Raw genomic sequence first — 14,913 nt, 5'->3', positions numbered from 1 at the left:
TTAGTTAAGATTCCACAAATTCACGCAGAAATATTCCGGTAGTGATTGCTATCATCAAAAAGTCCGTTTCGAATGTCTGATTAATATCATGAGTGCCCCTCAGAGCATTATTGGTGAGCTGCTCAATTGTATTTGGATTAAAAATTCCCTGACGGATGATCGTCTCCCTGCTTAACAAGCCCATGATCCAGTCCGGTTTATTTTTAAGTAAAAAAGTACTTCCTGGAGCAACAAACGAAAATTTATTACGTTCAATTATAGATCTCGGTACCGTCTTTCTGGCAAGTTGCTTAAGTAGGAACTTCTCACTGCCGTTTTGCACCATTAAATGGGGAGGAATCGTTCTAACAAAATTGATTAAATCAATATCTAGAAAGGGATATCTGGCTTCAACAGAATTAGCAAATACGACACGATCACCGTGATCTGCCAATAAATGATCAGCAATCCGCAGTTTAAAGTCTACATATGATCTTTGATGAATATGATGTCGGTTAGCTATTCGAATAGGATCAATAACCGCCTGAGATGTGCAATGCTGTTTACTCAGAGCCGCATTGGTATCTGTTGAATATAATGCTGTTTTAACATCATGAAATTCATGATAATTCTTTTCGTAAAAAAAATTCTCATCTCCCCAAAGAGTGCTTCTAGCTTGTGATTCGAGCATATATTCTAGATCAAATTCATGCTCTCCCCCTCTGGATTGCTGATCAAGGCGATAACCTACATAACCTGCGAACAGTTCATCAGCTCCTTCACCTGTTAGCACCGCTTTAATACCTTGCTGGTGGACCATTTGGGATAAAGCAAGTGAACACGTATTATACGACTCCTTAATTGGTGATTCTGCAGCAATAACCGCCTGAGTTAATCTCTGTAATATTTGCTCAAAATCAAAAATTTTTTCATGATGATTAGAATGTATTTTTTTTACAATTTTCTGCTGATATTTACGTTCATCAATATCAATACGACCAAATCCAATTGAAAACGAGTTAAAGACTCGCGCGGGATTCATATCGCTGGCCAAAGTAGCAATAAGTGACGAGTCCAGGCCACCACTTAGATAGAAACCAATAGGCACATCTGCATGTAAACGGGTGCTGATAGCCCGGCGTAGTAAGTAATCTAGTTTCTCCACATAGTAATCATTCGAGTATATACGCCCTTGATCGTTATTCTCCGGATAATCGAGATCCCAATATTGCTCTAGTTTTACACCTTGCCCATCAACCATCATCAAGTGACCGGGAGGCAAACACTTTATATCATTAAATATAGTTCTTGGGCTGACCATCCCTGGAAAGGTCACTATTTGATCCAAACTGATCAAATCAATATCACGGTTTATTTTTTCGCTGTTTAACAGAGATTTAATTTCCGAGCCAAATAGTAATTGATTGTCCTTAAAATGATAATACAATGGAGCAATACCAACGTGATCTCTGGCAAGTACTAATTTTCCCGCCCTCACATCATGCAAAGCAATAGCAAATTGGCCATTAAGTTTTTTTAAGAAGTCTATTCCGTATTCTTCATATAGATGTGGAATTACTTCACAGTCCATTTCGGATCGAAAATGGTGTCCTTTTTTGATCAAATCCCTTCTTAGGGATTGATAATTAAAGATCTCACCATTAACTACGCAAACTACACTTTCATCTTCATTAAAAATCGGCTGGTTTCCCGCTTTCAGATCAAGAAAAGACAAACGTCTAAAACCAAAACAAGCTTGCCTGCTTAAATACAAGCCCTCATCATCTGGTCCGCGATGAACTATACTCTGTGTCATTTTTTTTAATAGTTCAACGTCATCTGGTCCCAAGGGTGTTTCTAATTTCGGAGAAAACAATCCACTAATCCCACACATATCTATCCCTTAAAATTCTTCATCTATCGACATTACAGCATCCAAGAAATCAGCTTGCGCCTGCTTCTCTTCAGAGCTGATTAGGAGTGTTTTCAATTCTGATAGAGTAATTTCAGATTTTTCCAATACTTGTGAAATTAAAAAGATTAACTGTTGTTTAAAAGAAGTAATGGATTTTTCATCCATCAATTGGCTGTTATATTCGATTACTAATTCAAGTATTTCACCCTTCAACAACATGATATTCAAATCTGCCCTACTGGTTGTGGCAGTTTCTAGGGTTTCCCTAAAAATCAGGCCATCCATTTGATAACTTGAATAACTTTCATACTCCATTACATTAAGTATTATGCGATAAAAATCACTAATAGTTCCTTCTTTTAGGTCACTTTCTTCCAAGACTTGCTCAACCGGATAAAGTTGATGCTGCATTATATTACGCAACTGGGATTTAGTCTTATTTAGAAATCCTATAAATCTTAAATTAGGCTCAATGTATTGTCTCAATAAAAAATTATTTAGATAAAATCCTACTTGATCTTGCAATTGTGGTAGTTGTCGTGTGGCAACTGGAGACGAATAAATGACTTCATCATTTCCGCAGTAATAACTGAGCAGTATACCAGTGATACAGGACATAAAAGTGTATAAACTCACTCCGTTTGTCTGGCAGTATTCTGCTATGGCAACAGATATATTTTTATCAATGATTGTCCTATGCCAACTACCGTTATACTGACTGTTTGCACCAGCATTAGGTAACAAAGTAGGCTTACTAACGCCTTCTAGTTGATTTTCCCAAAAAATTTTGTCTTCTTTTGCCTGAAAACTCTCTAGTGCCTTATTGTGCCAAACAGCATAATCTTTGTATTGAATCGCTAATGGTTCTAAATCGGCTGCTTCATTTCGTCGGTAGCAATTATAGAGGTAGCACAGCTCTTTTATAAGGATATGATTTGACCAACCATCACATATAATATGATGTGCATTAAAAATCAGCACCCGAGCAGGATTTTTTCCGGTCATCCTGACTAGAGTGACGTGAAAAAGTGGGTCATTTTCCAAGTCAAAATGATACTCCGATATTTCCTGATATATTTGTTTAAACTCTCGAGAGTTAAATGTAATTCTTTGAGGTTTAAGCACAGTTAAAGGTAAATCGATATCAGGATGTATTTTTTGTTTAGGCTCACCTTGTGAAAAAACAAAATTTGTACGAAGTGAGTCATGGCGACTAATTAACTCTGACAGGGCCTTCTCAAAAGATACAATGCAAAGCTCGCCTTCAAGTAAAAACGCAGCGTGCACGTTATAAGCTACACTTTGCTCTTTGGTCTGAGAAACTAACCATAATCTTTTTTGTGCAGAAGACAAAGGGTATAGGTCTTGTGTTTTAATTGGAGTTATTTCAGGCTGTACTTGATCATTTTTAGATAGCCACAGATCGAGTTTCGCAACCGTTGGATAGTCAAAAATTTCGTTAATTGACAGTTGAATTGAAAATCTATTTGAAAGTTCGGCTGCTATGAGCATAGCCTTTAGACTATGTCCCCCAAGAGCAAAAAAATCATCATTTAATCCAACAACTGGTACGTCAAGTTGCTTCTGCCAGATGTCAACAATAATCTGCTGCGATTCAGATAAGCTTTGTGAAAAATTATTTGTTTTTGAAACTATTTTTTTAGCTAAATCGGGAAGTCTTTTAATGTCAAGTTTTCCGTTAGCATTGATAGGAAATTCTGAAACCTCAAAATAGTGGCTGGGCCACATATAATCAGGTAATCTTCTTGAAATAAAATTCCTGACATCCGACTCCATTAGTGAGCTTATGCCTTGACAATAAGCAATTAATTCAGTACCCGTCTTAGTTTCTTTGGTGATCACCGCTGCGCGCTTCAAATTAGGGTGTTCTTCAAGCACCTTGATAATCTCGCCTAACTCAACCCGGTATCCTCTTACTTTCACCTGATCATCAATGCGATCAGAAATATATATTTCGTCGTCTATGACATGAGCCAAATCACCAGTTTTGTATAAACGCTTGCCCGGTGAGAAAGGACTAGGAACAAATTTTTCCTGCTCAAGATCAATATTATTTATATAACCCTGCGCCAGACAATCCCCTTCAATACATAGCTCCCCTTGCTCACCTTCGGATGCTTTACTAAGGTTTTCGTCTAATATGTACACCTTACAATTTGCAATTGGTTGCCCGATACTCTTTAAACTGCGATATCGATCAAATGTATCAATATTAAATTCACGTGTAATGCAGCCTATTGTGGCCTCCGTTGGGCCATAATGGTTTACAAAAACTGTATCTTTGAAATATTCCAGATAAATAGCAATATCATCAACTCTTACTTTTTCTCCACCAAGAACTATAAGTCTAAGAGTCAAATCTAATGAGTTACCAAAATCCTGGTGATTAACCAGCATCTGAAATAATGATGGCGTCATTTTGACAAAAGTTATTTCCCATCTTGCGAGATAATTCAAAACAAAGCCAATATTCTGCCTATCATTCTTTTTCATCAGATGCAAACACGCGCCTGATAATATACAACCCCACAGCGACGTATACCCCAAATCAAAGGCATAAGAGGATAGCAAGAGGCTGCTATCACCATTACATATTTGATACTTCTTAATGAACCACAGAAAATAATTGGTCAGGGAACTATGAAGTACTTTGACACCTTTGGGCCTTCCAGTTGAGCCGGAAGTATAAATAATATAGGCTAGATCGTCAGGATTTGGACAAATCTCCATCGATGACTGACTGAATGCAGAGTAATCTATTCGGTCCAAATCACAGTGTGAATAGAAATCTAATTTTGGTAGGTGAGATTCCCTTAATAGAACCTTCGCTAAACTGTCCTTTAATATAAAATTGGCACGATCTTGGGGAGTTCCTGGATCAATTGGAATATAGCAACAACCAAGCTTTAATACAGCAATAAGTGTGGATATCAAAAGTCTCCCTGAATCAATTTGAACGGCAATCCGCTCTCCGGGAAGAATGCCGTATTGCTCCTTAAGCATATGAGCCAGCTGATTACTTTCAACGTCCAACTGACTATAGCTGATATTCTGTTGTCGATACTGAACAGCTGTATTATTTGGATAATTGGTTACTATATGATTGAAACGATCCAATATATTGTTGGCATCAGCCCAGTCAGGATGAGATTTATCATTAGAGTTCTTGATGTTGATTTTTTCGGGTGGCAATATAGTGTCAAGTTTTACATCTGATGATTGTAAGATGTTATTAATGATAACTAAAAACAAATCTTTCCAATTAATAATCGTATCAAGATCAAACAAATTTTTATTATAATGAAAATTAATTTCCAATTGTTGCTGCTGTAAAATAGCCTCAAAAGAAAAATCGTATATGTTGCCTTTTTGTTCTATGGTCTGGGGAGTAAATTCAAGTCCAGGGATTCTCAGTACACGCTCATCAGCTTTTTCAAATACAAAATTGACATCAAAAAGTGGGTTGCGACTTTTATCGCGCCCGTTTTGTAAGGAAGAGCCAACATATTGCTCAACTAGTTTTTCGAAAGGATACCCTTGGTGAGCATAAGCATTAATACAGTTTTCTTTAGTGTTATGCACCAATTCGGAAAAGGTTTTAACGTTTTCAAGGTTAGATCTGTAGACCAGGGTGTTGGTCATCATTCCCACAATACTTTCAAATCCTTTTTGTTCGCGCAAAGCAACTGGAGTACCAATAAATATTTCATTATTTTTAGTGAGCTTACTAATTAGTAAGTGGTACCCACTAAGTAGCAACATATACAGTGAAACATTTAGTTTTTTAGCCAACATGGTCAGCTGCTTGGTTTTCTCTACAGACAAGAAAAATTTATGTGTATTACCTGTGAAGGTTTGTCGTGTAGGTCTTGGATAGTCCGTCGGTAATTGTGGAGTTTTCAGGTAGCCTGCAAACTTATCTATCCAATATTCTTCATCTTGCAAATACTTATCGGATTTAAAATAATCCACCTCCCACTGAATAAACTCTTCAAATTGATTAGGATAAGAAAGCTCGTTCTCATTTTGACTTTTATAGAGAGTGACAAATTCCTGAAATAGAATATTTGCAGAAAAACCATCGGCGGCAATGTGGTGCATATCAAGTAAAAAGATATGCTTATCTTCTGCCAATGTAATGAGTTTTGCCCTGAGCATTGGGTCATTTTCTAAATCATAAGGTCTAAAAAAGCCCCCTTTAGCCTGCAGAAGACTCTGCTTTGTCGCGTTCTCCAGCTCCAAACATGGGGATAACTCTCTATGTACAATACGCTTAAACTCACCATTTTCGAGCTTAAAGGTGGTTCTGAGGCTTTCGTGACGACGGGAAAGTAGTGTTAGTACCCGCTGAACTTTGGATGGATCAATGCTCCCATTAACTTCTGCCTCATAGCTTAAATGATAGGCTTGCTCTGCGCCCTTCAAGCTATTGAGCGCAAATATACGCTTTTGGGCTGAGCTCATTAATGATCGATTTGGCGTATCAGTATTACGCGGTGTTCCCTTTGGCGGTAATGGAGAGTCTATAGTGGTAAAACTAAAGCCACCTGCCCTGAGCTCACTAATGCATTCGCATACAATGTCGTAAATCTGGTCTATATCGGTTTGCGTGTGTTTTGTGGATATAAAGCATATACGTCTTTCCCAAGTATATACCCCTTTTAACATCATTAAATAAAACACCAGATCCATCTCTATAGGTTGCAGAGCTAGTGCATAAGGCCCAAAGGATTCGAAACGAAAAATGGATCCACAAGACTTCACTTTAATGGGGACATGGTTAAGAGTGAAATATTCATTGAGTCTTTCCACCAATGAAAAAGTCAATTCATTGGTTTGCTCATATAACTGTGATCCTTTTTGCTTTATTTCCAACAATACAGATTTAGCTGCAGCTAAGGCCATCGGATGATTAGAAAAAGTTCCAGCAATAAAAGTGGCTTCCGTTTGCGGGGTGGATCCGTCTTGATACCGCCATTGTCCCCCATCAATGACATCCATAAAGCGACGTTTACCAGCTATGATACCAATGGGCAAGCCTCCACCAATAACTTTACCATATGTAACCAAATCGGCCTGAATATCAAAAAAGGCCTGAGCTCCCCCTGCTTGGAGCCTAAACCCAGTGATTATCTCATCAAAAATTAATACGGCTCCGGATTTGGTGGTCAGCGAACGTAGCTTTTGTAAAAATTCCCTCGGTTGGAGTTCCGGGTTTCGGCTTTGTACTGGTTCCACCAGAACAGCAGCAAGTTCTGTTCCTAACTCCTCTATAACATTCAAGGATTTGGGATCGCCATAAGGTAATACGATAGTATCCTGTACTGATTCCAGGGTTATACCCGGAGTAGTTGGATAGCTACCTTGCTCATCGCTTTCAGCTAGGATTCCATCATAAATGCCATGATAGGAACCAGAAAATTTGACTATTTTATTGCGACCCGTTTGAGTTCTAGCCATACGCAGAGAAAGCATGACAGCTTCTGATCCGGTATTACAGTATGATACACGCTCTGTGTTCGTGATTTCTTTGATTAATTGTGTAACTTCACCCAGCATAGAAGGATGCGGGCTCAGAACAAACCCCTTATCCATTTGCTGTTTAACTGCGTTGACCACAAATTCTGGTTTGTGTCCGAAAAAATGTACTCCATAACCAATAGCTAAATCGATATAACGATTATTATCGATATCCCACAAATAAGCTCCATCAGCATTGCATGACACTAAGGGATAAAGAATCTCCTTTAATGTTTTTCGAAAATTCAAACTTGTAAGATAGTGGGCAAAATCGTCCTTATTCTCTTGACTAAAAGCTTTAGACTTAACTGTCTTTTCATTAAATTCTTTTATTAACTTATTAATAAATTTTTGTTGCTGTGAGGAAAGATTATCCTCACTAAATTTAGCCAATCTAAAGTTGGTTTTTGGAAAATCAACTCTTGAAATTGAATCGTTTGCCACGAGCTTTGGTTTATCAGAGGTTTGCTCGTTATTGAGATAGTCCAGCTGTGCCTGACATACGGCCTGTACAGTTCTCAATTGCTGGGTGAGCAATTCGGAGATATTTTCATCGGTATTTATACTATTAATAGATCCAACCTTTTGCTGAGTTTCGCTCTGTTGTTGAAAGGCTCCCTGGGAGTGTAAATAGGCTTGAAGTTTCTCCACACTACTATACTGGCCATACAGTTCCATTAAGGGGATATCAATACCAAACTTTTCGTTGACCTTATTTTTTAGCTGACTAAGCATGAGTGAATCCATGCCTAAGGCCAGAAAATCTAGTCGTTGCATATTTTTATCGAGCTTTAATCCTGATATCTTTTCAATCAAACTTGACAGAGATATTGAAATGTCAGCCTCGGGTGCAGTTGACTTTTTCTCATGGGAGATGTCTCGATGTAAGTTCAGCTGCTCCCTTGTGTTTATCTTCGAGTTACCAACATGAATTGGAAAGGTTGTTTTCTCAAAGCAGTAATAAGGTAGGTCAAGCACTCTTTTTGACCATAGAGGACCCATGGCTTTCCAATTTACAGGGTATTGATTAGTGTATAGATCTGCTAACGCCTGATTAAAGGTTTCAATTGAACAGCGTGCTTTACCGCGTAACGGGGCGATAGTAGTCCAATCTCTATTGGAACCAAATACCTTCGCCACAAAAGCAGATAGTGTTGCACTACCACCAATTTCAACAAAAGTATGACATTTATTTTCAGATAGAGTTTTCAGCGCATCATTAAACATGATGGAATGAGTAATGTGCGAAAGCCAATAATCCTTACTGGTTAAATCACTATCTTCATTAAGTGGGGACAGAGCGCCTGTCAAATCGCTAACTATAGGTAATTTGGGCGGATGCAAACTAACTTCATCAATGATTTTACTAAACTGATCTAGTACACTTTCCATTAAAGGGGAGTGAAAAGCGTTCGAAACTTTAAGTTTCCTGAACGGTATTTTTAATTTTTCCAGCGTGTCGATGATAATTTGAATAGCCTCAACACTGCCACTGAGAGTAATATTATCTGGGCTATTAATAGCTGCAATAGCAACATTGATATTATATTTCTCAATAATGGCCTCGATATCCGTAATCGGAGCAATCACAGCAACCATGGCGCCTTCGATTTTTACTTTACTCATTAACCGCGCCCTATTTGCCACCAAATGCACGGCATCAGGTAAACTCAATATACCCGCAGCAAAAGCTGCGGTGTACTGACCGATACTATGTCCTAGCAGGTAGTTTGGTTCGACACCAAATTCTCTTAATAATTTTAGCAGCGCATAGCCGATAGAAAATATAATTGGCTGGGAATACAATGTATTATTAATATCATCAGACTCACTTTGATACAGTAATTCTTCAAGTGAGATCTTTAAATATGGAAGAAATAGCTCAGAACATTCTTTGAAAGCTTTATTAAAAACTATGAATTGCTGGTAAAGCCCTTTGGCCATACCGAAATACTGTGAGCCCTGTCCAGTGAAGATAAAAGCAATAGAACCTTGAGGTTTTATGAAAATATTATCTCGAGGGTACTGCTTTAACTTTGAAATCAACGAATCATTATCAGATCCGACAACAGCTATACGGTATGAGTAATCCTGATAACTACGCTGACTCGCAGTAGTGATATCCAACGCACTATAACGGCTTTGAGATAGCAATTCTAAATACTGTTCTTTACAGCGATTCAAACTGGACTGAGTTTTCGCCGTTATTATCAGAGTATTGGCGATATTTTCTTTATTGGCTAAGGGCTTGATTCTAGGTTGATTCTGTAAAACTAGATGCACATTAGTTCCCGAAAGACCAAAAGAACTTATTCCGCAGTTAATTACTTTAGTGTTATCAAGTATCACAGGTTCACGCACTGGCTTAAGCGGAATATTATTCCATGGCACTAAGGTATTTGGCTTATCCAGGTGTAAATTCTTTGGAATTATGCCTTGTTCCATTGCTAAAACAAGTTTAATGACTCCAGCTATTCCAGCAGCCCCTTCTAAATGACCAATATTTGATTTAATTGAACCTACAGGTAAGGGATTATTCGTATCTCGATTTTTGAAGATATTAGCAAGAGCATTCAGCTCCTGAGGATCTCCCAGCTTAGTACCTGTTCCATGAGCTTCAACATAGGCAATGTCATCTATACTTACACCAGCCTGGGCCATAGCATCTTTAATTACAGATTCCTGAGCTTGACCATTAGGAACAGTTAAGCCACTACTTTTTCCATCATGGTTAACGGAAGATCCTATAATAATTGCTCGAATGGTATCGCCATCTCTCTGTGCATCCGAAAGGCGTTTGAGTACCAAAACGGCGCAACCTTCACCTCGGCCATAACCATTGGCACTTTCATCAAATACCTTACATTTTCCGTCTTCAGACAGAGCATTGACCCGGCTAAGACTGATATATCCTTGTGGGCTCAGAATTAGATTCACACCGCCAACCAACGCTTGGTCCGCCTTCCCGGTTAGAAGACTTGTGCGTGCAAGATCAAGAGCCACTAGCGAGGAAGAGCAGGCTGTATCCAGTGTAAGACTTGGGCCGGTCAATCCATAGCAATATGATAAACGGCCAGCAGCCGTGCTAGTGATCGTACCCGTTAAGCTGTGTTCTTTTAACAAATCACTGTGTTTTTCTTCAAATACTTGGTGCGAAAAATCACTATTGGCCATGCCAATATATACCGCTGTTTTCGATCCATTAAGACTTTCGTTTTTTATGCCAGCGTTATCAATAGCATGTTGAGTTACGGTGAGAAGCATTCGTTGCTGGGGATCCATCGTTTCAGCTTCAACCGGTGTAATTCCAAAAAAGGCTGCATCAAACTCATTCACTTTCTCAAGAAAGTATCCTCGCTTTGTTTTGATAGTCCCGGGGCGATTTTCTGGGTCAAAATAAATATCTTTGGACCACCGTTCTTCAGGGATTTGAGCACTCAAATCAGTACTTTCAAGTAGATTGGTAAAGAAAGCATCGTTTGATGTTTGGCCTCCTGGGAGCTGTCCGGCAAGTCCTATAATTGCAATGGCATGGTTATCTGAATGGTTATCTTTTATATTTTCACTTTCTGTCGATACATTAGGAGCATTAAGTTGTGTAAACAAATAGTCTTCTAACTGTGCGACAGTTGGATAATCAAAAATACAAGAAACAGGGATATCTATTGAAAATTTATTTTCTAGCGCAGCACGAAATTCAACCGCTTTTATTGAATCAATACCATGATCTGATAATTTATCAATACTATTTTCTATATGATAACCAAGCAGCGTAAACAGTAATTGATGTAGTTTTCGGTGAATATGCTCTCTGGTTTTTTCTGTATTTTTTTGCTCTTTCTGCTCACTATGTATGTTAGCGATTTCATCAAGTTTTGCTTTAAATTCGCCGTTTAAGTAACGTTCTTTTAATTTGTAACGACGCACCTTACCGCTTGTTGTTTTGGGGATGGTAGTCAGCGGTATTACAGCATGAACGCGCAGTCCCATTTTTGCGTGTAAAAGTTTTCTAAGCTCACCAGATAATTTGATAAAATCGCTGGAGCTCTTCTTATAACGAATAAAGAGCAGAAGCTCTTCTGAACCATTATTTGTTGAAACACTGCTAGCTACCACATTACGTAGTAGGAGCTCGGGGACTTGTGTACAAATTTGTTCAATATCATGAGCGTATATATTTTGCCCATTGATAATAATAAGATCCTTGGCACGGCCTGTTATTATCAATTGACCATCTTGAATAAAACCTAGATCGCCAGTATTTAACCAACCATCCCTGTGCAGAACTCTTTCAGTTTCCTCTTGATTTTTAAAGTATCCTGACGTTACATTATTACCTTTGATATGAATTAAACCGATATGGCTATCAAGTATATCCTTACCTTTTTCGTCAGCAATTTTAACTGAACACTCATCAATTGCTGTCCCCACCTCAAGAAAAGTGATGGCATTAGGGTCTTCTGGGCTCAGATTTGTGATTTTTTGACCAAAATTCAGCCTAGTACGATCTAGATAGTGAGGTTTCATTGGCGCGCCAGGTTTAGGCAAAGAAACCCCAACACTGGCTTCAGCAAGTCCGTAAACCGGGTACATACTATGGTAAGGTAATTTATAAGGTGCCAATGCCTTTAGGAACTGGTCGGCTAAAGTTAATGAAATCGGCTCAGCACCATTAAAAATTACTCGAACGTTTGACAAATCCCAGTCGAATTTACGTCTTTCCATTGAAATTAGAGTGATATGTAACCCGTAATTTGGAGTGAACAGCATTGTGCCTTTATGTACAGATGTTTTTTCCATCCAAATAAACGGTCGTCGTACAAAAACTGGAGTATCAATCAGAACTTGTTTGATTCCAAGTAACGTTGATGTGAGATGTACGGCAATTAACCCCATGTCATGGGTTAATGGCATCCAGCTGACCATGACATCCTTGTTTGTTGCTTCCGAGCAATTGGCTAGAGCTTTTACATTTGCGACCAAATTTTTATGAGTTAAGACTACGCCTTTAGGTTGGCCTGTTGAACCGGAAGAAAATTGTATAAAGGCAATATCATCTGGCCGGACATCACAGACAAGCTTGGACAGATCTTTATCACCACCAGAGTGGGGGGTAGTTAGGTTTAGTGATTTTCTGCAAATTTGCTCAAACTCATTTTGCAAGCCAAAACGTTTTGAGTACGATTTTAGATTATCAAATAACTCCTGTGAGTCAACACAAAGAAATGGATCGTCCAAAATAGCCCATACAGAGAAAACTTTTTTAAAGTTGTCATCCTTTACACCAACCGAAACAGGGACCGGAATGATCCCACCCAAGATACACGCCCAAAAAGTAGTGGTGAAGTTAAGATTGCTTTCCAGTTGAAATATTAATTGATCACCTTTACCAAGACCTTTAGACGTAAGATATCCTAATAGTTCCAAAGCATTATGATAGAGGTCTGCATAACTTAAAATCTCTTCACTGTCAACGTCATTACAATAGACAATTTCGGTCTCGCTATTCTTATGATTTAGCAAGGTATCAATCAAAGTTATCGCGTTTTTTTTTGAAAAATTGCTTTCTTCTAAAGGCATGACATAATTCCCTTTTAAGATTAATTGAAAAAAATTATCTATTAAAGATTAAAATTTAGTACGCAGAAAAAGCTCATTTTTTTTACTTTAATGCTGCACAACTCTCCACCGTGAAAATGGGCCATCTCTTGTACACAGTCTCTAAAGACGAAAAGCAAAAACATAACCATAAAAATTATTACTGATGGATATTTTTTGTTTAAGGTGGATAGGCTTATGGCCGTAGGTCGCAGAAAGGAATAATTTTTTTTAGGAAGTTTAGCGAAAACTTTGAGTGCGTGAAATTCTGTAAGATATGAATTTTGAACTACTTTAAACATTCGAAAAATAACCACCAACTGTGAATCCATTTAGTCAGCGTACCGCTGCAAAACTTAAGACATTCTATTTATACCACAAACTTAGCCTCTACTTACGACATCAAATTTATCAATCTTTGTGACGCCGAACTCAAATTAAATGAATAATATTTAAATACATCTATAAATTTATCCAACACTGAATCCTGCAATACCCGACACGCTTTTGCGATCTACAAAGAATTTTCCCTCCACAGGCTGGATTTGTATATAGGTCTAAATGGGTAAATTCAAGCTAAATAGAAGGTCTTTAGGTAGAGAAATAGTTATGTAGCAATGTCAGTTTACTCAGAGCATGCAAACTGCTGCTCCTTCATTCACTCCGAAATTCAAATAAAATAGGATAATTTAAGCAAAAAGAGAGGGACAACCCAGGTTTTTCATATAGCTGCTGATACATAGCAAATATAAAAACCGGATCATAGAATTATGTAGCACTTACTACAGGGTAATAAGGAAAGAATACACTGCGCTCGAAACGCGCTGTGAATACATCCCTATAAACTCGTAATCGGCATCCATGCCTCACGCGGCCCCGAGCGCGGTGTATTCTTTCCTTCCCCCTTTTTAATATCAGACCAAAATAGTTTATTTTCGAAATTCTGCATTTGGGAGAAGTCTAGGTTTCTCAAGGAATTGAGCTGCGAAAGTGAGAGTTTCTCTGAAAATTCACTGGATGTTCCTTGACGGCCCCAACTGTAGCATTGCATTTCTAACATCGGGCCAATCCTGCAAGCTGGCTCAGGTCAATCTAGATGTTCTAATCGCCACCGGGTTTCCGTTTTCGCTTGCTCGCGCAACCTTCCAGACAGCCATAAACAAAGAATCGTTCCACAAAATTACCTGACCAGCTGACTCCAAAGGTTAGAAAGGCTCAGCAAGATGTCAGTGAACAGCTGCGTAAGTTAATAGAATTATTTGATGATCGTTGTTTATACAGCAAGTAATGGGATACTACCCAGCCCCGGCTCCGAACAATTGGGAGGTAAGACAAGAAACGTACTGAAGGAAGGAGAGTCTATATTAACAACCTCTACTTTTAACGTGATGTCCTATAAAGTTATTTTTAGTATCAAAGCTGCGATTCATACCGTTCAGTCGGAACTATCCTAACTATTGGAAGTGATATACAAATCAATATATGCACTTAAAGTCATTGCCGAGGATTTTGAAATAGACAAATTGAATCAGTTGATTGTCTTTGGATGGATTGATTTAGCCCACACGCTACCTATTTTTTCCTGATAAGTTAACTTGTTATACGAACTATTACTTTTGTTCGAGGAACAGCATGTATGTAATTCAGGAAGAAAATGGAAGGATTAGTCACCTGAGTTGATGTATATTATTGGATTTTCTGAGCTAATCATCTCGCTTTCGCGCGTAAACTTGTATGGACCTCATGGTGAATCGTTTACAGTACAAGAGCTGAAACGAAACATCAGGTAGTGTTCAAAACTCTGTGTCAGCCAAATAGCCTCATAAGCTGATGTATTTTTCCAAGCGATCTGGAAAGTGGATCGTCAGTTGTGACAGTGT

2 protein-coding genes are annotated in these 14,913 nt (G+C 38.4%); both read right to left on the bottom strand.

The window, feature by feature from the left end:
- Nucleotides 1–4 precede the first annotated feature (4 nt).
- On the bottom strand, nucleotides 5–1,873 hold the full coding sequence (asnB, locus tag ACCI49_RS18535; protein ID WP_371840648.1) for an asparagine synthase (glutamine-hydrolyzing): 1,869 nt from the start codon (nucleotides 1,871–1,873) through the stop codon (nucleotides 5–7).
- A gap of 9 nt (nucleotides 1,874–1,882) precedes the next feature.
- Nucleotides 1,883–13,015, bottom strand: a complete 11,133-nt coding sequence (locus tag ACCI49_RS18530; RefSeq protein WP_371840647.1) for a non-ribosomal peptide synthetase — start codon at nucleotides 13,013–13,015, stop codon at nucleotides 1,883–1,885.
- Nucleotides 13,016–14,913: the final 1,898 nt, after the last annotated feature.

The organism is Microbulbifer epialgicus (genome assembly GCF_041447265.1).
In the GTDB taxonomy this organism is placed as follows: Bacteria; Pseudomonadota; Gammaproteobacteria; order Pseudomonadales; family Cellvibrionaceae; genus Microbulbifer; species Microbulbifer epialgicus.
Note: the sequence above shows the minus strand (reverse complement) of the source record. Positions and strands in the feature narration are given on the sequence as shown.